Annotated in this window: 19 protein-coding genes and 1 tRNA gene; 10 read left to right on the forward strand and 10 right to left on the reverse strand. The window is 59.6% G+C overall.

Features of this window, described 5'->3' with window-relative positions; all coding sequences use genetic code 11:
• Positions 1-10 precede the first annotated feature (10 nt).
• Both AGR1_RS05350 and AGR1_RS30090 read right to left on the reverse strand, forming a co-directional pair.
• Positions 11-1,903: a peptidyl-prolyl cis-trans isomerase gene (locus AGR1_RS05350; RefSeq protein ID WP_149146372.1), complete on the reverse strand. Its 1,893-nt coding sequence runs from the start codon at positions 1,901-1,903 to the stop codon at positions 11-13.
• Between the two features lie 321 nt (positions 1,904-2,224).
• Positions 2,225-2,359 carry a hypothetical protein gene (locus AGR1_RS30090; RefSeq protein ID WP_256387174.1) on the reverse strand — a complete coding sequence of 45 codons (135 nt, stop codon included), beginning with the start codon at positions 2,357-2,359 and terminating at the stop codon, positions 2,225-2,227.
• Positions 2,360-3,015: 656 nt separating this feature from the next.
• Between AGR1_RS30090 and coaD the strand changes: the two genes are divergently transcribed.
• From coaD to AGR1_RS05390, 6 genes are all read left to right on the forward strand, one after another.
• Entirely contained in the window at positions 3,016-3,510 is a 495-nt protein-coding gene (gene coaD / locus AGR1_RS05365) for a pantetheine-phosphate adenylyltransferase (protein WP_149146373.1), read from the forward strand.
• Between the two features lie 29 nt (positions 3,511-3,539).
• The gene (locus tag AGR1_RS05370) at positions 3,540-4,109 is read left to right on the forward strand and encodes a peptidylprolyl isomerase (RefSeq protein ID WP_077982177.1); all 570 of its coding nucleotides are present in this window, start codon (positions 3,540-3,542) and stop codon (positions 4,107-4,109) included.
• A gap of 35 nt (positions 4,110-4,144) precedes the next feature.
• Complete coding sequence (locus AGR1_RS05375; RefSeq protein ID WP_149146374.1) at positions 4,145-4,654, forward strand: peptidylprolyl isomerase; 510 nt, start codon at positions 4,145-4,147, stop codon at positions 4,652-4,654.
• A 322-nt stretch (positions 4,655-4,976) separates the two neighbouring features.
• Positions 4,977-6,059: a tRNA preQ1(34) S-adenosylmethionine ribosyltransferase-isomerase QueA gene (gene queA / locus AGR1_RS05380; protein ID WP_149146375.1), complete on the forward strand. Its 1,083-nt coding sequence runs from the start codon at positions 4,977-4,979 to the stop codon at positions 6,057-6,059.
• Complete coding sequence (tgt, locus tag AGR1_RS05385) at positions 6,059-7,189, forward strand: tRNA guanosine(34) transglycosylase Tgt (protein WP_031233875.1); 1,131 nt, start codon at positions 6,059-6,061, stop codon at positions 7,187-7,189. Before queA ends, tgt begins: the two co-directional genes overlap by 1 nt.
• A 37-nt stretch (positions 7,190-7,226) precedes the next feature.
• A complete protein-coding gene (locus AGR1_RS05390) occupies positions 7,227-8,384 on the forward strand; it encodes an aminodeoxychorismate synthase component I (protein WP_149146376.1) in 1,158 nt (385 codons plus the stop codon).
• A 119-nt stretch (positions 8,385-8,503) separates the two neighbouring features.
• Here AGR1_RS05390 and AGR1_RS05395 read toward each other — a convergent pair whose 3' ends face one another.
• The 5 genes from AGR1_RS05395 to AGR1_RS05415 form a co-directional block, all read right to left on the reverse strand.
• Positions 8,504-9,781, reverse strand: coding sequence for a type III PLP-dependent enzyme (locus AGR1_RS05395; RefSeq protein ID WP_187772047.1), 1,278 nt, complete (start codon positions 9,779-9,781; stop codon positions 8,504-8,506).
• On the reverse strand, positions 9,765-11,297 hold the full coding sequence (locus AGR1_RS05400) for an AMP-binding protein (protein WP_149146377.1): 1,533 nt from the start codon (positions 11,295-11,297) through the stop codon (positions 9,765-9,767). The genes AGR1_RS05395 and AGR1_RS05400 overlap by 17 nt, the downstream gene beginning before the upstream one ends.
• Positions 11,294-11,557, reverse strand: coding sequence for an acyl carrier protein (locus tag AGR1_RS05405; protein WP_080790642.1), 264 nt, complete (start codon positions 11,555-11,557; stop codon positions 11,294-11,296). The genes AGR1_RS05400 and AGR1_RS05405 overlap by 4 nt, the downstream gene beginning before the upstream one ends.
• 106 nt (positions 11,558-11,663) lie before the next feature.
• A complete protein-coding gene (locus AGR1_RS05410; protein ID WP_187772048.1) occupies positions 11,664-12,404 on the reverse strand; it encodes a hypothetical protein in 741 nt (246 codons plus the stop codon).
• A gap of 288 nt (positions 12,405-12,692) precedes the next feature.
• A complete protein-coding gene (locus tag AGR1_RS05415; protein WP_080790644.1) occupies positions 12,693-13,820 on the reverse strand; it encodes an S-(hydroxymethyl)glutathione dehydrogenase/class III alcohol dehydrogenase in 1,128 nt (375 codons plus the stop codon).
• A 425-nt stretch (positions 13,821-14,245) separates the two neighbouring features.
• On the opposite strand from AGR1_RS05415, the gene AGR1_RS05420 reads away from it, so the two are divergent.
• Genes AGR1_RS05420 through AGR1_RS05430 form a run of 3 tightly spaced genes read left to right on the forward strand, consistent with a single transcriptional unit; the run spans position 14,246 to position 16,642 of the window.
• Positions 14,246-15,460 (forward strand): TadE/TadG family type IV pilus assembly protein, encoded by a 1,215-nt coding sequence (locus AGR1_RS05420; protein WP_149146379.1) that lies wholly within the window; start codon positions 14,246-14,248, stop codon positions 15,458-15,460.
• A gap of 1 nt (position 15,461) precedes the next feature.
• Complete coding sequence (locus tag AGR1_RS05425; RefSeq protein ID WP_080790645.1) at positions 15,462-16,028, forward strand: TadE/TadG family type IV pilus assembly protein; 567 nt, start codon at positions 15,462-15,464, stop codon at positions 16,026-16,028.
• Positions 16,025-16,642, forward strand: a complete 618-nt coding sequence (locus AGR1_RS05430; protein WP_080790646.1) for a TadE/TadG family type IV pilus assembly protein — start codon at positions 16,025-16,027, stop codon at positions 16,640-16,642. Before AGR1_RS05425 ends, AGR1_RS05430 begins: the two co-directional genes overlap by 4 nt.
• 6 nt (positions 16,643-16,648) lie before the next feature.
• On the opposite strand, the gene trmFO is transcribed toward AGR1_RS05430, so the two are convergent.
• The 3 genes from trmFO to AGR1_RS05445 form a co-directional block, all read right to left on the reverse strand.
• Positions 16,649-18,091 carry a methylenetetrahydrofolate--tRNA-(uracil(54)-C(5))-methyltransferase (FADH(2)-oxidizing) TrmFO gene (gene trmFO, locus AGR1_RS05435; RefSeq protein WP_187772049.1) on the reverse strand — a complete coding sequence of 481 codons (1,443 nt, stop codon included), beginning with the start codon at positions 18,089-18,091 and terminating at the stop codon, positions 16,649-16,651.
• Between the two features lie 475 nt (positions 18,092-18,566).
• Entirely contained in the window at positions 18,567-18,710 is a 144-nt protein-coding gene (locus AGR1_RS05440; protein ID WP_003515516.1) for a DUF1127 domain-containing protein, read from the reverse strand.
• Positions 18,711-19,190: 480 nt separating this feature from the next.
• The gene (locus AGR1_RS05445) at positions 19,191-19,337 is read right to left on the reverse strand and encodes a DUF1127 domain-containing protein (RefSeq protein WP_004433052.1); all 147 of its coding nucleotides are present in this window, start codon (positions 19,335-19,337) and stop codon (positions 19,191-19,193) included.
• Positions 19,338-19,997: 660 nt separating this feature from the next.
• Here AGR1_RS05445 and AGR1_RS05455 point away from each other — a divergent pair.
• A tRNA-Leu gene (locus tag AGR1_RS05455) sits at positions 19,998-20,080 on the forward strand.
• The last annotated feature ends 171 nt before the right edge of the window (positions 20,081-20,251 follow it).

The raw sequence follows: 20,251 nt of genomic DNA on the forward strand, positions 1-20,251 counted from the left end.
CGCCCCTCGGTTAGAAACCGACCATCGCCTGATCGGCGAGGGCCTGGTTGATGGTGACACCATAGTCATTCTGCAGGCGGTTGACCATCTGGTCCAGCATGTCGTCGCCGGCGGCGCGGGCAATGGCGGCGAACTGCTGGTCGTCATTGGCGAGCGCATCGGCAGGCGCATTTGTGTCAACCGCGGTGACCTTGAAGAGGATACGGCTGGAACCGTCGGCATCAGCCGCCTCGCCCACCTTGCCCTCTGCGCCGGAGAAGACCGCCGCTATCGTCTGCTGGCCGAAAATAGCGTCTTCGCTGTTGCGGCGCAGGCCGGACTTCTGTTCGACGGCGAGGCTCAACTCACCGGCTACTGCTTCCAGCGTCTCGCCCTTTTCGACGCGCGTTTTCAGTTCTTCGGCCTTGGCGGCAAGCGCGTTGCGCTGCTGTTCCGCCGTCCAGTCGGCCACGACATCGTCGCGGACTTCGGCAAGCGTGCGGTCGCGGGCGGGGATGATCTGGTCGACATCGAACCAGATGTAGCCTTCACGGCCGAGATTGATCGGCAGCGCTTCCGTCCCGGGTTCGGTCTTGAAGACCTCCTGCGCCAGCTGCGGGGAGGGCAGGCCCTCAACCTTATCACCCTTTTCATCGAGGCCGGACGCGTCGATGGCGGCGATGGTGACGGGTTTCAGGTTCAGCTGCTGGGCAGCGTCGGCGAGCGAAGAACCGCCGGCGCGCAGGTCTTCATACCGGTCATGAACATTGATGATTTCTTCGGCGGCGGCGGCCGTGGCGAGATCCTTGCGGATATCTTCCTTCGCCTCTTCCAGCGTGCGGGTCGTTTCCGGCTTGATGCCGGTGACGCGCAGGATGACCGGGCCGAAAGAGCCGTCGACCACCGGAGATACGCCGCCATCCTTCTGGATGGCGAAAGCGGCGTCGGCAATCGACTGGTCGGGAATGGTGTCCCTGGTGAATTCGCCGAGCGTGACGTCGGAAGCGGTCTTGCCCTGATCCTTCACCACCTGATCATAGGTGGTATTGCCAAGCCTGATCTGTTCGGCGGCGGCGGCGGCCATTTCCTTGTCCGTAAAGGTCAGCTGTTCAACCGTGCGGCGGCCGGCGGTGCGGAAGCTATCCTTGTGGCTGTTATAATAATCGGCAATCTGCGCATCGGTAACCGAGGCCGGTTCTGCGATATCGGATGGTTCCAGCTTCACATAGGTGAACTTGCGGAATTCCGGTGCGCGATATTTCGCCTTGTTGGTTTCGAACCAGGGCGCAAGCACGTCGTCGCCCGGCGCCTTGACGGGAGGAATGACGGCGTTCGAAAGAATGACGTAATCGACGGCGCGCTGCTCGTTGCGATATTGTTTCAACGCATCCACCAGGACCTGCGGCGCGGTAAAACCGTCCGACACGGCTTCGACGATCTGGCTTCGGACGGCGACCTTGCTGCGTTCCTTGATATAGTCATCCTCGCGGAACCCCGAATTGCGCAGGCGTTCGCTGAAGAGATTGCGATCGAACTGGCCGTTGACCGACTTGAAGGCCGGGTCTTCGGCGATCAGGTTCGCGAGGCGGTCTTCCGAAAGGCCGAGATTCATTTTTGAGGCCAGTTCGTCAAGTGCTGCGCCCGCCGCAAGCTGGCTAAAGACCTGACGATCAATGCCGAAGGCCTTGGCCTGCTCGGTCGTCAGCCTTGTTCCGAATTGACGGCTGAGATCGGAAATCTGGCGCTGATAGGCAAGGCGGAATTCCTGCGGGCTCACCGTCTGGTCACCCACCGTCATGACGGCGTGGGAATTGGAGGTGACAAGCGATGCGGAGACGCCCCAGACGCCGAACGAAACAACAAGCAGGAGAAGCAGCAGCTTGGCTGCCATGGTTCGAGAAGCATTTCTCAGGGAATCGAGCATCGTTATGCAAACCTCACAGGAACGTCATTGCGGTCGCCGGCTATCCGGCCCGCAACGTATCGGCGTTCCTTAAATCAATCCAAACGGAAATTGAAGGGAATTTGCCTTGGAAAAACGGCGTTTTGAAAACGGTTCTGTGATTGGACGCGTCGAAATGGGCGCAACGGATGGATATAGGCTGCCTCTACACCCTCATTCCTGTTCCGGGGAACAGGAATGAGGGTGGGTATCGCTGAGGAATTGGCAAAACAAAACCGCCCGGACAGTCCAGGCGGCTGAAAAGAATCATTCCGGCAACAGCTTGAAGCCGACAAGTCGTGCTCAGAAGGCGCGGTCCCGGCGGATCATCGCCTTGAATTCCTCATCCTCGCGCCGCATCTCGGCGACAACGGAGATCATCGACGTCACGAACATTACGCTGATCAGGGCCAGAAGCATCGTCAGAAATGTAAACATGATATCGTCTCCGGGAGATTTGAGGGAATTTCCCCGTTACTCAGTAATAATTCATATACTGGTAGCGGGCGGTCAGCTGCGGATAGTTCGGTCCCTGCGTTTCAGACTTGTGCTCATAAAGGCTAAACGTCGTTGCTACCATTGCGATAACCAGCACTGTCCAAGCTGTGCTGATGACGCTGATTTTCGCCGACGTAGACTGTTTTTCTCTTATAAACATCTGTCCGTTCCTTTGGTTCTTTCTTAACGCACCATGCCTCGACATGTTCCGCGTCAACCGTAAAAATCGATTAGCATCGCGCCTGTGAAACTTCCTTGAATGGCTCGTTCATCTGGCGTTCAGGAAGCTGGCCAAGGCCGTCATTCGAGGAAAAGATACTCGGCTGCGAATGAAGCGATGATCGAAAGGACGATCATGAAGGCCAGCATTTTTAATTCTCCAGATGCTTAACGAGTGAGGGGCGTTTCGGTTTCCCGATGCCGTGCATTTAAACAAAATAGCTGTGAAACCGCGCTGAACGGCCCATTCATCGGGGGTTCACGCCGCAGCCGCGCTTGTGAGGGATGGTTATAAAGTCTTGCGCGGCGTGCCTCTCCATGACAAAAGGCGGCACATATGTCGAAGCGTCGAGACGCGCCCACCACCTGAGAGCGATATGACGATTGCCTTTTATCCAGGATCCTTCGATCCGATGACCAACGGACATCTGGATGTGCTTCTCCAGGCGCTGAACGTGGCGTCGAAAGTCATCGTGGCCGTTGGCATTCATCCCGGAAAAACGCCGCTATTCAGCTTCGAGGAACGGGCAGGGCTGATAATGCAGGCGCTTGCCGCACATCTGCCGGGTGAAGCGGCGCGCATGGAAGTCGTCGCCTTTGATAATCTGGTCGTCGACGCCGCCCGAAAGCACGGCGCACGCCTTCTGCTGCGCGGCCTGCGCGACGGCACCGATCTCGATTATGAAATGCAGATGGCCGGCATGAACCGCCAGATGGCGCCGGATATCCAGACCGTATTCCTGCCCGCCGGCACCTCGTCGCGACCCATTACAGCCACATTGGTCCGGCAAATCGCCGCCATGGGCGGCAATGTCGAGGCTTTCGTGCCGAAAGCCGTGCTTGAAGCCCTCAACGCCAAGCTGAAGCGCTGACTTCAGCTTCATATTCTGGAGCCAATCCGATGAAACTCGTTCGATTTGCCTTTGCCGGCGCCATGTTTGCAGGTGCGCTTGCCGCCAGCACCCTTGCTTCTGCAGCCGAACTCTTGACCGTGCAGCTGAAGGACGGTCCTGTCGTCATCGAGCTGATGCCGGAAGTTGCGCCCAAGCACGTTGCGCAGATCGAGGCGCTGGCCAAGAAAGGCGCTTATGACAATGTCGCCTTCCACCGCGTCATCGACGGCTTCATGGCGCAGACCGGCGACGTGCAATACGGCAACATGGAAAAGGGCTTCAGCGCCCAGCGCGCGGGTACGGGCGGTTCCGACCTGCCGGATATTCCGGCCGAATTTTCCAAGGTTCCGTTCACGCGCGGCGTGGTCGGCATGGCCCGCTCGCAGGATCCGAATTCCGCCAATTCGCAGTTCTTCATCATGTTTGCCGACGGCCCGTTCCTGAACGGTCAATATACCGTGGTCGGCAAGGTCGTGTCCGGAATGGAAGCCGTGGACAAGATCAAGCGCGGGCAGGGCGGCAACGGCGAAGTTTCCAACCCCGACCGGATGATCAAGGTCACCGTCGGCAAGAAGTAAGGTAGGGCAATAGAGCCCGAACAGAGGAGAATAACATGGCCGAGATCAAGGATCCGGAAAACACCATCATCATGGAAACCACGACCGGCACGGTTGTGATCCAGCTGTTGCCTGAAGTTGCGCCGGGCCACGTCGCCCGCATCAAGGAACTCGTCTCGGAAGGCGCCTATGACGGCGTCGTTTTCCACCGCGTCATCGAAGACTTCATGGCCCAGACGGGCGACGTGAAGTTCGGCAAGAAGGGTTCCGAAAGCTTCAACCCGGCCCGCGCCGGCATGGGCGGCTCCGACAAGGAAGACCTGAAGGCAGAATTCTCCGCCATTCCGCATGTGCGCGGCACCTGCTCCATGGCCCGTTCGCAGAGCCCGAACTCCGCCAACTCGCAGTTCTTCATCTGCTTTACCGATTCCCCGTGGCTCAACAAGCAGTACACCGTCTGGGGCCAGGTCATCGAAGGCATGGAAGCCATCGACAAGGTCAAGCGCGGTGAGCCGGTGAAGGATCCCGATTCGATCGTTTCGATGAAGCTCGCTTCGGCGGCCTGATTGTCGGCAATTGCAGTTCGACCCGTCTCGCAGACTATGCGAGGCGGGTTTTGATGTTTATTGAGGGTGCGTGACGTGGAGGATGCGTGCGGCAGGTTCGACGCTTGCCATTCTTTGCGCCGTTTCCTTCTTTCCTCATTCCTGTGCTTGTCACAGGAATCCAGCCAGCCCAAGTCTTTGGGCTGGAAAAGCTCTCTCGCCACGCAGACGCGTGCCGGCTGGATTCCTATGACAAGCACAGGAATGAGGGGAGTGGGCGGGGTGCGGCGGAACGCAAAATCACCGTGCCATTTAAAGTTTTGATGTCTGGAAGACCCTTGCAATGCGCGTAGACCTGTTCGATTTCGATCTGCCCGAGGAGAATATCGCCCTTCGCCCGGCGAACCCGCGCGATAGCGCGCGCCTGCTGGTGGTCGATCCGAATCAAGACCGCATGGAAGACCATCGCGTCTTCGATCTGCCGTCCTTCCTGCGGCCCGGCGATGCGCTTGTCTTCAACGACACCCGCGTCATCCCCGCCCAGCTCGAAGGTGTCAGGCTGCGCGAAGGCGCGCCGGAGACGGCGGTTTCGGCCACGCTGCACATGCGCGCCGATCAATCCCGCTGGAAGGCCTTCGCGCGTCCCGGCAAGCGCATCAAGGAAGGCGACCGCATCCGGTTTGGTTACGAGCGCGACAATGCTTGCGGCCTTGCCCATCTCGAAGCCACCGTCGAGGAAAAGGGCGAGGACGGCGAAATCACGCTGCTGTTCGCCGTCTCCGGCCCGGTGCTGGACGAGGCGATAGCCTCCGTCGGCCATATTCCCTTGCCGCCCTATATAGCGGCCAAGCGGCCCGAGGACCAGCAGGACCAGACCGACTACCAGACCATCTATGCCCGCGAGAAGGGCGCGGTTGCCGCGCCAACCGCTGGCCTGCATTTCACGCCCGAGCTGTTTGCGGCGCTCGACAAGGCCGGTATCGAGCGGCATTTCGTGACGCTTCACGTCGGGGCAGGCACCTTCCTGCCGGTCAAGGCTGATGATACCGACGATCACAAGATGCATTTCGAGATCGGCCACGTCTCCCAGGAAACCGCTGACCGGCTGAATGCGGTGAAGGCGCGGGGCGGGCGCATCGTCTGCGTCGGCACGACGTCGCTGCGCCTGATCGAAAGTGCTGCTGCCGAGGATGGCACCATCCAGCCGTGGTCCGATGCGACCGGCATCTTCATCACGCCCGGTTATCGCTTCCGTGCGGTCGATATTCTGATGACGAATTTCCACCTGCCGAAATCGACGCTGTTTATGCTCGTTTCGGCTTTCTGCGGTCTCGAAACGATGCGTGACGCTTATAAGCACGCCATCGAAACCGGATACCGCTTCTATTCCTATGGCGATTCCAGCCTGTTGTTCCGGAAAAACTGATGCACGACAAATTCACCTTCACCCTGAAAGCCACGAGCGGCGGTGCGCGCCTCGGCGAAGTCGCCATGCCGCGCGGCGTCATCCGCACGCCCGCCTTCATGCCGGTTGGCACCGTCGGCACCGTCAAGGCCATGTATCTCGATCAGGTGCGGGAGCTGGGGGCCGATATCATTCTCGGCAATACCTATCACCTGATGCTGCGGCCCGGTCCGGAGCGTGTCGCCCGCCTTGGCGGCCTGCATGAGCTGATCCGCTGGCCACACCCGATCCTCACCGACAGTGGCGGTTTTCAGGTGATGTCGCTTTCCGGCCTGCGCAAGCTGGATGAGCAGGGCGTGACCTTCAAGAGCCATGTGGACGGTTCGCTGCACCACATGTCGCCGGAACGCTCTATCGAAATTCAGGGCATGCTCGATTCCGACATCCAGATGCAGCTCGACGAATGCATCGCGCTGCCGGCCGAGCGCAAGGAAATCGAGCGCGCCATGGAAATGTCGCTGCGCTGGGCCGAGCGCTGCCGCGTCGCCTTTGGCGAGCAGCCCGGAAAGGCCATGTTCGGCATCGTGCAGGGCGGCGATCAGCCGGACCTGCGCATTCGTTCCGCAGAGGGACTGAAGCAGCTTGATCTGAAGGGTTATGCCGTCGGCGGCCTTGCCGTTGGCGAGCCGCAGGATGTAATGCTCGGCATGCTCGATATCACCCTGCCGGTGTTGCCCACCGAAAAGCCGCGTTACCTGATGGGCGTCGGCACGCCGGACGACATCCTGAAATCGGTGGCGCGCGGCATCGACATGTTCGACTGCGTGATGCCGACCCGCTCCGGCCGCCATGGTCTCGCCTTCACCCGTCGCGGCAAGGTCAATATTCGCAATGCCCGCCACGCCGAAGATATGCGCCCGCTGGACGAGCAGTCCAACTGCCCGGCCTCGCGCGATTATTCCCGCGCCTATCTGCACCATCTCACCCGCGCCAACGAGGCGCTGGGCGGCATGCTGCTCTCCTGGCACAATCTTGCCTATTATCAGGAGCTGATGCAGGGTATCCGCAAGTCTATCGAGGAAGGCCGTTTCGCCGATTTCTATGCGGAAACCATCGAAATGTGGGCGCGGGGCGATATAGACCCCATCTGACTCTTCCCGAGTTTTTCTCCTGTTTCGGACGCTTTCCTTGGCACACGCGCCTTACGTTCTTTTCCGGGATGACACGACCGGCACGGTGACAGCCTTCACCGAGCCGGAAGAGATCATCGTCGCGGATGAACCGGCGTCGTTTTTTGCTGCGCTCAAGCGCATGGAAGAGCTGCGCCGGGCCGGGAAATACCTCGCCGGCTATATGTCCTACGAGGCGGGTTTCCTGTTCGAGCCGAAGCTTGCGCCTTTCGCGGACGAGCCTCGCAACGTGCCGTTTCTCAATTTCGGCGTCTTTTCCGTCCCGCTGCCGGATAGCGGGCGGTTTGCGCGGCCGGCAAATCTGCCGGATGCGGATGCTTTTCTGTCCGATCCCGTGCCGGCATGGACCCTTCAAGACTATTGCCAGCGCTTCGCGCGGCTGCACGGGCATCTGCGGCGCGGCGACTGTTACCAGGGCAATCTGACCATGCCCATTCATGCCCGCTGGAGCGGCGATCCGCTGACGGCCTTCTGGTCGCTGATCGAACGGCAGCCGGTGAAATATGGCGCGCTGGTCGATCTCGGCGGCCCGGTCATCCTGTCGCGTTCGCCAGAACTGTTCTTCTCGGTCGACGGGGAAGGTTTCATCGAAACCCATCCGATGAAGGGAACGACGCCGCGCGGGGCCGATGCGGAAGAAGACCGGGCCATCGTCGCGGCGATGCTGGCGGACGAAAAGACGCTCGCCGAAAACCGCATGATCGTCGACCTGCTGCGCAACGATATTTCCCGCATTACCGAAGTCGGCAGCCTTGATGTGCCGCGGCTGTTCGATATAGAAACCTACCCGACCGTGCACCAGATGGTCAGCCATGTGCGGGCGAAACTTCTGCCTGACGTGACGGTGGAAGACATATTCGCCGCTCTGTTTCCCTGCGGCTCCGTTACCGGCGCACCGAAAATGTGGGCGATGAAAATCCTGCGCGAGCTGGAAGCGACCCCGCGCGACGCCTATTGCGGCGCAATTGGCTTCATGTCTCCAGATGGTGAGATGCGGTTCTCCGTGGCGATCCGCACGCTCAGCCTGTTTGACGAGGGCCGTGCGGTCTTCAATGTCGGCGGCGGTATCGTGTTCGATTCCGTCGGCGAAGCGGAGTATGACGAGTGTCTGCTGAAATCGAAATTCGCGGTGGGGGACAGGTTGCTGCGGGGTTAGTCGTCTGCCTCATTTCTGTACTTGTCACAGAAATGAGGGAGGTTGGAGGAAGCTCCGGGCTAAGCAGCCAAATGTGTGCCCTTAGGAAAGCCGGCTACGGTTTTCGCTACCAAACGTCGTCAGCGCCCGATCACCTTAAACACCCCATTCTCCACCAGCACTTCCTTCGCCGCCGCATGGCTCAGAAAACCCGCAGGGCTGGCGCTGGCGCCATAGGCGCCCGATTGCAGGACGGCGAGGAGATCGCCGGCCTTGAGCTTGGGTAGCGTCGCATTGCGGGCAAGCGTGTCGAGCGGTGTGCAGAGCGGGCCGACGAGGGTTGCCGTTTCCGCATGCTCCGCCTGCATCATGGCAGGTGCGATGATGGGGTAGTTGCGCTTGACGATCTGGCCGAGATTGCCGGATGCGGCGAGGTGGTGGTGCATGCCGCCATCCATCACCACGAAGGTGGTGCCGCGCGAGGTCTTTACCGAATTCACCTCCGCCACATAGATGCCGCCGGGACCGGCGAGGAAACGGCCGGGTTCAACGATGACATGGGCGTCGGTTATCAGCGGATGCGCCTTCAGGAGCGCCTTGAGATCGGGAATGGCGGCGCTGACTTTTTCAAGATCGAGCGGCGTTTCGCCTGCGAAATAAGGAATGCCGAGACCGCCGCCGAGATCGATGGTTTCGAGCGGCTTTCCGAGCATCTCGGCCATGCGCGCGGCAAGGGAAATGCCGTGTCTCCATTGGGAGACAAGCATGTTGGCATCAAGGATCTGCGTGCCGCCGTAAATATGGACGCCGACGAGATCGATATGTCGGGCGTCCTTGAAGAGCGGCAGGACGGTCTCGAGTTCTTCCTCGTCGAAACCGAAGGCCGTGGCCTTGCCGCCCATGCGCATCGCACCCGCTTGTGCGTCCGGCACTGGATTGATGCGGATCGACGCCTTGACCGGCATGCCGATCGCCTCGATGCGGCCGATTTCCTCGGCGCTTTCGATGTGGATTTCGCCGATGCCGCCCTCGATCACTTCGCGCAACTCGGCCATGCCTTTGCCGGGGCCGGCGAAGATGATGTTTTGCGCTGCGACACCAGCCTTGATGGCGGCGCGGTATTCGCCGACGGAAGCGATTTCCGCGCCCGCACCTTCCTGCCGGAAAAGCGAGACGATGGCGGGCAGGGGATTGGCCTTCACCGAATAATAGATATCGGCAAAACCGTCGAGCGCGGTTTCGAGATCGCGATAGGCGCGGCGCATGGCGGCGGCGTCATAAAGGAAGCACGGTGTTCCGGTCGCGGCGACAATATCGCGCACGGGAAGTCCGCCGATCATCAGATCGTTCTCGTTTATGTCGAAAGACGCGGCTGCAAAGGCCGGGCCGTGGTTCTGGGGTTTATCCGTTGGCGCCATTGTCCGTCCGTTCGCGCACCAGCGCGCGGTAATCCACTTTGCCATTGGCCGTGACCGGCAGTCGTTCCACCAGTTCGATGGCGCGCGGGATCATGAAGGGGGCGAGCATTTCGGCTGCCCTTTTAAGTGCTGCCGTTACATCGATATTCTGGTTGGCGGCAGTCGCCACGGCATGGACCTTTTCGCCCGCGAAGGGGTCGGGCAGTCCGATGACGGCGACCTCAAGGAAAAGGCCTGTCGACATCAGGCTTTCCTCAACCTCGGTCGGGCTGATGCGATAGCCGGACGATTTGATCATCGCATCGTTGCGGGCGACGAAACTGAAGAAACCATCCTCGTCCTCCACCGCCAGATCGCCGGAATAACACACGGTCTCGCCGCCCAGCGCCGCCGGAATGAAGGGGTGAGGGCGCAGTACCTTTGCCGTATCCTCCGGCCGGTTCCAGTAACCCAGCGAGACGGTCGGGCCGCGATGCACGAGAATGCCGGGCTCACCCGGCTTTGCCCTGTGTCCCTCGGCGGTGACGATGAAGATTTCGCATTCGGGAATGGCCTTGCCGATGGAGGTCGGGCGGCGGTCGATTTCATCGGGGGGCAGGAAGGTGGAGCGGAAGGCTTCCGTGAGGCCGTACATCAGGTAGATTTTCGTATCCGGCAACTTCTCGCGCAGCGCCTTGACGGTTTCCTGCGGCACGCGCCCGCCGGAATTGGTGATGTAACGCAGATGCGGCAGAGGCGTCTTTGTGAGCGACGGGGCGGCTTTCGTCAGGATCGCCCAGATGGTCGGCACGCCGGCGAGACCCGTGACGGCATGGTCGCGCAGATCACGGACGATCTCATCGCCCAGCCGGAAGGTGGAGATGATCGTGGTCGCACCCTGTTCCACCGCCGTGAGCAGCTGGTTCAGGCCATAATCGAAGCTGAAGGGCAGAAGGGACAGAATGCGGTCGCTGCCGGTGATTGCCAGATAGGTGCGCACGATGCGCGCGCCGGCCAGAAGATTGCGGTGCGACAGCATCACGCCCTTCGGCGAGCCGGTGGAGCCGGAGGTATAGAGGATCGCCGCGAGGTCCTCGCCGATTGCCGCCGAAGGGCGGGCAGGCGTTGTCGCGCGGGTTTCGATCTCTTCCGCCAGCAGCACCGTGACCTCGGGAAGGTCTTCCAGTGCCGCTTTCAGTTCATCCATCATCGCGGCGTCGCTGATGACGATTTTTGCGCCGCAATCGCTGACGATATGGCGGATCTGCTGCGCCTTCAGCAATGCGTTCACCGGCACGAAGACGCCGGACGCCATGCTCACACCGAAGATCGACCAGCATTCCGCGATGCCGCGCGGCAGATAGATGACGACGCGGTCTCCGCGTTGCGCCCCGGCTTCCTGCAATGCCGCCGAGCAACGGGCCGCCGCTGCGGCGAAGTCGCGATAACTCAGCGATCTGTCCTTGTGGACGAGGGCCTGGTCGTCGCTTGCCGCGCGGGCGGTAAGCAGGTGGTGCAGCAGGAAATGGGGTGTCATCTCCTCCGTTCCCTGAGGACGAAGGCGACGAGATCGGCCGGCGTGCCGAGATTTTCGGGCGTGAAATGCTCGTCATCGAGAATGATGCCGAAACTCTCGCCGAGGAAGACCATCAACTCGAGAAAACCGAGCGAATCGATCACGCCTCCTTCGAGAAGCAGCGTATCGGCGGAAAAGGGGGCATAGGCAGGAAAACGGTCTGCAAGATAGGAATAGATGGTGTCGGCAACGTCGATTTCATTCTTTTTCGCTGCAAGCATGCTCGTTCTCCGATTTCCCGCGTGTTTCCCAACGACCTGCCCGGAACGGCGTTTTATCTGCAAAAGGCCAAGATTCCGTCAATTCGCGCAGGACTCACTAAAATACCTACGGTGGCAATAACACCAATTCTGAGTATGTTTCGTTAATAAACTGTGGGTTCCATGCGCCTTTTACTTGTATCGGTGCAGGTTTATGTGCGGCAAATCCGCCGACCTTTCGCTCTTCCTCAAGCGCCGCCATGGTCAGCGCAAGCCGGCCATGGCCAAGAAGGTGGCGGGCGATTGCGGGTATGTGCCTTTGCGCGACCTGTCGGTCGTCGCAATGGATGAGGCGCGCGGATGGCAATCTTTTGGTCGTGGTTTTCAGGAAGACCAGCGGGTAATGGCGGTTCTCCGCCTCCATAACCGCCACGATGCAGCCGAGACGGGCATGGTCTTCCAGCATGTCGCGCGTTTCGCCGGACAGTATTTCCGGTTTTATCTCGCCTGGCGGGCGCAGCCGTGCGCTTGCCGGGCGAAGCGCTGCAAGGGGCAGCGGATAAAAAAGCGTGCAATCGGTCACTGTCGCGAAGCCCAGCCTCTCATTCAGCTTGCAGGCTTCGGGAGAGGGGGTGAGATCGGTGAAGATTTCGCCCTCATTGGAGGAGGCCATCTGCAGCATGCGCGGGGCGAACCAGCGGCAGGAAGGCTCCACATACCAGCTCGACAGGTTAACGACGATCCTTTCGGTCTCCGGCAGGCGGCTTTTGATCGTCAACAGTACGCCTGCGGCATCGTCGCCCTTCATCAGCAATTGCCCGATCGCACCGAGTTCGCGCCGCTCGTGATGTTCGCTGACGAGCGACAATCCGCGCGACCAGAAGGCCTCGCTTTTTTCCGGGAAGCCTTTCGCCAGAAGAGCGACGGCGGCGACGCGGTTTCCGTTGTCGATCGGTACGATTTTCAGGGTCGCTCTCCGCAGGTCTGGCGTCGTTCTGGGCGGGGAGGGATTTTCAACTCCACCGCGCAGTATCGGCTTACGACGATAGATTTACTGTCCCGTTAATCGCAATGGCTGCAGCGGGTTGGAGGCGATCACATTTGCATGAAATGGCGGGCAGGAGTGGCTGTGCTGGCCCGCCTCTGTTTTATCCAATCAATAAACCACGACGCCGCGGATGCTTTCGCCCTTGTGCATCAGGTCGAAGCCCTTGTTGATGTCTTCAAGCGGCATGGTGTGGGTGATCATCGGGTCGATCTGGATTTTGCCTTCCATGTACCAGTCGACGATCTTCGGCACATCCGTGCGCCCGCGCGCGCCGCCAAAGGCGGTGCCCATCCAGTTGCGGCCGGTGACGAGCTGGAACGGGCGCGTGGAGATTTCCTGGCCCGCACCCGCAACGCCGATGATGACGGACTTGCCCCAGCCGCGATGTGAGGCTTCCAGCGCCTGGCGCATGACTTTGGTGTTGCCGGTGCAATCGAACGTATAGTCCGCGCCGCCGATCAGGTCGCCATTGCGCTTCGTCATGTTGACGAGATAGGGCACGATGTCGTCGCCGACTTCCTTCGGGTTGACGAAGTGGGTCATGCCGAACTTCTCACCCCAGGCTTTGCGGTCGTTGTTGATATCGACACCGATGATCATATCCGCGCCGGCAAGGCGCAGGCCCTGAAGCACGTTGAGGCCGATGCCGCCGAGACCGAAGACGATTGCGGTGGAGCCGATCTCGACCTTGGCGGTGTTGATGACGGCACCGATGCCTGTCGTCACGCCGCAGCCGATGTAACAAACCTTGTCGAAGGGCGCGTCGGGATTGATCTTGGCGAGTGCGATCTCCGGCAGAACCGTATAGTTCGAGAAAGTCGAGCAGCCCATATAGTGATGGATCTTGTCCTTGCCGATGGAGAAGCGCGAGGTGCCGTCCGGCATCACACCCTGGCCCTGGGTGGCGCGGATGGAGGTGCAGAGATTGGTCTTGCGCGAGGTGCAGGAATAGCATTCGCGGCATTCCGGCGTGTAGAGCGGAATGACGTGGTCGCCCTTCTTGACGGAGGTGACGCCCGGTCCGACATCGACGACGACGCCCGCGCCCTCATGGCCGAGAATGGCCGGGAACAGGCCTTCCGGATCGGCGCCCGAGAGCGTGAAGTCGTCCGTGTGGCAAATGCCGGTCGCCTTGACCTCGACCAGCACTTCGCCGGCGCGCGGGCCTTCAAGTTGAACGGTCATGACTTCAAGCGGTTTTCCAGCCTGAATGGCAACTGCGGCGCGGACGTCCATATCTTATCTCCTGGCAATGTCTTGTGTTGGTTGGGCTGTTTTGCCCGAGCTTGCCGAGGGGGACAAGAGGCGAGCCCGAGTTTGTGGTTCTGCACGTGGCCGTAATTGAGACCCCCGCATCGCCGTCAAGCGGTCAGATGTTCCTATTGGTACTCGCTAATTTATTAATAAATAAATTAAGCATATGAATTTGCTTCATATTTTTGAGTTCCGGTTGAGTTTTGATTTACGGTTTGCGTGTTAATTAACCCCTGTATTTCCAGTGGTCAGGCGAGGTTTCTCAAAAAGCAGCCCGCCGGCGACCAGCGAGCAATTTCAAGCGACCGGCGTCAGTCGGGTATTTTTAAACGTCGCAGAAAGCCAGGCGTGCCGCTTTTCATAGCGCGCCTTTCCCATGGCGATGAGCGACATGAGACGGTGTTTTAATGACGAGCAGGCGGATAAAGAAAGCAGCATGGAAAAGGGGGCCGTTTTCGTCGCTCCTGAACGACCGCACGGGCACCTTTGCCATCATGACTGCGCTGGTGCTGCCGATATTCATCATCTTGCTGGGGCTTCTATTTGAAGGCGGCCGTGCGCTCGCCTATTACAACCAGTCGAAGCGTGTCATGGCGATGGCGTGCGAAAGAGCCACCAAACCGACGCGCACCTACACATTGTCCGACGAAGTCCGGCGCGACAATGTGGCCGCGGCCTTCGATGCCATGATTCAATCCACCAAGCAGAAGGTCCTCTCGCGCGAGGTGAACGTGGCCTGGACCGAGACGAAGATCAAGGCCGAGTTCAGTTACAGTTTGATTTTCTCGGAGATGTTCAATCTCGATGAGCTGAAATATCGCCTCAAGGAGTCGTGCGCAGGCATACCGCCTTACCCTGAGGACGATGCGGTCATCATTGACAACATGTTCGAGAGCAACGCTCTCGGTGTCGAGCGGATTCTGAAAAACGGCGTCACCAAGGAAACACCCGGCGGTTGCTGGGGTGTCTATCCCTATTGGGAAATTGGATGGGATGGCGGAACCGGGCCCGGTGTCGAGTTGCAGGACTGGAGCAGCCCCTGCTGCCGCCGCAACCACAATTGGCAGGGTTATCCGGCCGGAATGCAGAGCAAGAAACTCAACGAGACCCTTACCGCCAATGACAAAGCCTGCACTCTGAAGGAGGTCGATAAGGCAAAGACCACCGACAAGATCGAAATCGAGAAGAAGGTAGGCACCGAGCTCTCATTGCCAACCCGTTATGTCATGGAGCTCGACAGCGATTGGGGGCCGCCTGCGCCCGGCAAGAAAAAAAATAGCGAAGCCAATAGCTCGATCTACAAGGATGTCGAGCTTCACCCCGGAATATATAAGGTTCTGGTTTGGTACAATGGGCGCCGGGCCGTCGACGACGTGGAAAAAACAAACGGAATCAAGATTTCGCTACAGCAACGGCTCCCAACCCTGAAACCTCAGCAGAAGCTGTGGGAGATGACTCAGGATAAAAACAGTATTGCCTGGACGCCGAAGGAGTACGGTTTCAGGGTCAGGGCCTACTCCATTTATCGGGTGACGATCGAGGCCACCGGACTAAGCGACAGCTTCGGTGGCATCATCACCGGCTTCCAGCTCATCTATGTGGATCGAATGGAAGAAGACTGAGATGAAGTCTTTTCTTTCCCCACGCCAGGATAAAAGCTTCGGAGGTCCGCGCAGATGCCGGTTCGCGTATGCGGCATGTTGTCGGCTATTTGGCGACCGAAAGGCGGCAACGGCGGTGGAGACGGCGCTGCTGTTGCCGCTGTTTTTTGCGCTGATTTTCGGGACGCTCGAAATTGGCCTGCTGATGCTCTATTACCTCTATCTCTCTTTTGCGTCGAATGCGGGCATCGAGTATCTCCGCAAGGCGGCGGCGGACGGTCGACCGGCGACCGAGATTGCCTTGCGCAAGGCAATCGCCTCTCATTTCATTGGCGGGACGGACGAAACCAATCTCAAGATTGCTCTCTTGCCGATCCCCGACGACGATATTGCGGAAGCCAAAGTGCCCATACCGATCGTCAACGATTTTCGCCCGCCCGCCGATACCGCCGGGCAGTACATTCTGGCAATCGGTTACCAGTGGAGTTTTTTGATGCCGACGACGCGTTTCCTTGTGCCGAGCACGGACGGCGTTCCTCAGTTGCGCAACATTTCCCTGGCGATCACTGCCGTGAAGGTGAGCGAATGAAAAAGACGACATGGTTTTTGCGTCTTGGCAGCTTCAGTCGTTGTCGTTCTGGCGCTGCTGCAGTGGAAATGGGGCTTCTGGCGCCGCTGCTCGTTCTTATGCTTGCAGTGGTCATTGAGGTGGGGCGGGGCTGGCTGAGTTATGACCGGTTCATGACGATCGTCGACAATTCAGCGCGCTGGGCGGCAAGATTCCCCGAATTCGAGGAGCGGGTGCGCACTGGCGTTCCGAGTTTCGTCGTCCTTTCTGGCAGCGGCATTCTCCAGACGGGCAAACTCGACCTGGCGTTGAGAAGCGTCAAACTGGTGGATAAGGTACCCCGGCTGCAATTTCCCGCCCACAATTTCATGGGCTCTGCCGAAGATGTGCCGTGGGAAAAAACGGTGATTGCCAACGGTTTCGGTGCTCAGGAAGCTATTATCGTCGTCTCCGGGCGATACAGCTATAAGCCGCTGATCTCGGTCCTCGCCGATATCACGCTCAAATTCGAGTATGTCGCAGCCGTCAACCCGTTCTTTTCCCAGCGATATCCATACCAGAGCGGCAAATCGGATTTCGCAAAATGGAACCTCACGCGCACGCCCAAACCCAAACCCATACCCAAACCAGACTGAGCAGCCTCAACGCGCTTCTGTCGCGGCCTCACCTGCACCGAGCCACGCCGCACAGTCCTTCAAGGCCCGCGCAGCAATCAGCTGGCGTTTCATGATCGTCTTGTCCTTGCCGCGGAAGCGCTTGACGCCTTCCGGCTTGACGATGGAGCCCGGCGCCAGTTCCGGGAAGAGGCCGAAATTGATGTTCATCGGCTGGAAGGAGCGTTTGCCCGGCTCATCATCGGAAGAGAGGTGGCCGCCGGTGATGTGGTTGAGGAGCGAGCCGAGCGCGGTGGTGGCCGGCGGCAGGCTCGGAGCCTCGCCTTTCCGTTCGGCGGCGGCGAAACGGCCGGCGAGAAGGCCGACGGAGGCGCTTTCCACATAACCTTCGCAGCCGGTGATCTGGCCGGCAAAGCGCAGGTCCGGCCGGGATTTCAGCCTTAGCGAGCGGTCGAGCAGAACAGGAGAATCGATATAGGTATTGCGGTGCAGGCCGCCGAGGCGGGCAAATTCCGCGTTTTCGAGGCCTGGAATCATGCGGAACACATCCGCCTGCACGCCATATTTCAGCTTCGTCTGGAAACCGACCATATTATAGAGCGTGCCGAGCGCATTGTCCTGGCGAAGCTGCACGACGGCATAGGCCTTGACGGTGGGGTTATGGGCGTTGGTCAGCCCCATCGGTTTCATCGGCCCGTGGCGCAGGGTCTGGCGGCCACGTTCGGCCATGATCTCAATTGGCAGGCAACCGTCGAAATAGGGTGTGCCTTCCCATTCCTTGAAACCGACAGTGTCGCCGGCGACCAGCGCGTCGATGAACGCGTTATATTCCGCTTCGTCCATCGGGCAGTTGATGTAGTCCTTGCCCGTGCCGCCGGGGCCGACCTTGTCGTAACGCGACTGGTACCAGCAGATATCCATATTGATGCTATCGCGGTGAACGATAGGGGCGATGGCGTCGAAAAAGGCGAGCGCATCCTCACCCGTTTCGGCCTGAATGGCGGCTGCGAGATCCGGCGAGGTGAGCGGGCCGGTGGCGATGATCGAGTTGCCCCATTCCTTCGGCGGCAGACCGGAAATCTCTTCGCGGACAATGGTCACCAGCGGGTGACTTTCCAGCTCCTTCGTCACGGCCTCGGAAAACCCGTCGCGATCGACGGCGAGCGCGCCGCCGGCGGGCACCTGATGTTTATCGGCGCAGGCCATGATCAGCGAGCCGGCAAGCCGCATTTCGGCATGGATGACACCCACTGCATTGGCCGTCGCATCGTCGGAGCGGAAGGAGTTGGAACAGACCAGTTCCGCCAGCGTATCGCCCTTATGCGCATCGGTGCCGCGCACACCGCGCATTTCGTGCAGGATGACGGGCACGCCGCTCTGCGCAATCTGCCAGGCGGCTTCCGAACCGGCCAGTCCGCCGCCCACGACGTGAATGGGAGAAGTGGTCTTGTCTTGCATGCTGGCGTCCATGAACCTCGGCGGGGCAAAGCTCCCGTCCGGCGGCTGTCTTTCGAGTGAGTGTCTTGCGCGGGCCCTTGAGGACGCGGCGTTGTTGCGGCATGCACTAGCATGCATGGCTGGGGCAGCCAAATGTTTTTGCGGTTGGGGTGGGCGAGGAAGAGATGCGCGGCCTGGTGAAACGAGCGCGTGCCCCTTGTTTCTTCTCCCCGCCGGGGAGAAGTCCGCGGCAGCGGGATGAGGGGGCCACGTTGCCGGATTTCGGAGAGCTTGCCCCCTCATCCGACCCTTCGGGCCACCTTCTCCCCGGCGGGGAGAAGAAATATGCGGCGCCGCCGATTGCCCCTCTGACGTTGGGGCCACAGGGAATCCATTTTCCGAAAATACCGCCAAGAATCAAAAACGGCGCACAAGGCGCCGTTTTTTTTAGAACCGTCGCTCAATCGTCGCGCCCTGGAGGTCGGGCAGCGGGACGATCATTTACGCCTTAGCGGAACGAACGGGAAGCAACGTTACGGATGTCGTAACGTGTCAGGCCGATGTCGCTCAGGGCCTGGTTGGACAGGCTGCCAAGTTCGTTGATCGTGCGGCGATAGGAGATCCAGTTCTTTGCGATGCGGATGGGGTTCATGGTCGTTTCCTCAATCTATCTTTGTTGATTTCGTCGGCCGGCTCAGCGGTTTCTCTGTGCTCTCGGCTGTTGAGGTTTATATATAGACATTAAGCCATGTTGTGCAGTGCAGATTTTAAGCGACTGCCATGCATTTGTGCACTATGTCGGCTAAATTTGCGGCTCTGAGTGTCATCTGAGCAAAATATGAGCGGAAATGCCCGTCTTTCAGGCATTTTTGACGGTTTTGGCAGCCTTTGGCGGCGCAAAAGGGGCTTGCCGGTGTAGAAAGGGGGCGGCGGGAGGGTGTCGGACGCTATCCGGGCGCTGCGTGAATGGTCGGCAATAGATGCTTTTTTATCTGCCGACACTGCGGGCGGCTGTGGCGATGCCGCTTCGAACCGGAGAACCGCCCAAAATAAAAAAAGGCCGGAGGCGGGAGCCTCAGGCCTTTTTGGGTAGGTCGTCTCGCATCCGCCGCAAGGAGCGGCGGGCGTATAATCAGAAGCCGACGGCGGTCTTGGCGACGCGGCGGATGTCCTGGCGGCCAATGCCGAGGTCGCTCAGTTCGCGGTCGGTCATGCGACCAAGTTCGGTTACGGTCTGACGATACTTGCGCCAGTTGGTGAGCGAGCGTGCAATGTTCATTTTCATCTTCCTCTTCTTGCTGTTCAGTCTCTGCGGCCAGTCTTGGGAGGCTTTGGTCCGGGGCTGAACTCGATCTCTGTATGACCATGAATATAATCGGTTTAATCAAAACAAAAACAGACAAAGCAAGATGTCACCTATGCGCTCATTGCAATGCAAGCCGGTAAATCAGGCCGATTGCGGCTATTCATGCATAATTTGTGACCAATTTATGTGCTTTTGGTGATTGTCTGGGGGAGCGGCAGTGCGAAAGCGTGGGGCATGACCGGATAAGGTCGGGGCAGGGTGCGGAAGTCCTGAATCGCTGATTTGGAGCAAGGGCCTGCAATCCGGCTATCTGGCTGCGGCGCGCTCTATATATAATGTCAATGCACCTGCATAAATATTGTCTGTTGTCTCGCCTGCCGGCATGCGATGCGCCGGGCGAGGCGGGTCGGGAAGGCGGGGGGGCGGATGCCGCGCGGTTTGGCGTTTTCCGCCCAAAGATTGCCTCTGTCCGGCTGTTGCGCGCTGTCCCCCGGGGAGAAGGGCGAATAAGCGGCGCGCGCGGACGGCTTCTGTCGCCGGTGCGGGGGATGAGAAAAGTCAGGAGGAAACGAAAGGCGGCGATAAGGCGTGCTTGACCCTTTCTGAACATTGTGACATACCGCCGCCCAACGTGCGGGTATGGCGGAATTGGTAGACGCATTGGTTTTAGGTACCAACGCTTCGGCGTGGGAGTTCGAGTCTCTCTACCCGCACCACAAGCAAGGCATGGCTTCGCCACGCTTGCGCCAGAGTGCATCTTTATAAGATGCGGGGCTTTTGGGGTGTCCCTCAAGCTGTCTCGGGCGCGGGCGTTCAAGGTGTCCGGCAGGCGCTTGTGTAAAGAAATAACAGAAGCCACGGCCGGGGAACGATGTTTCCGGCGCAGT

Source organism: Agrobacterium sp. B1(2019), from assembly GCF_008274755.1.
GTDB lineage: Bacteria > Pseudomonadota > Alphaproteobacteria > Rhizobiales > Rhizobiaceae > Agrobacterium > Agrobacterium salinitolerans.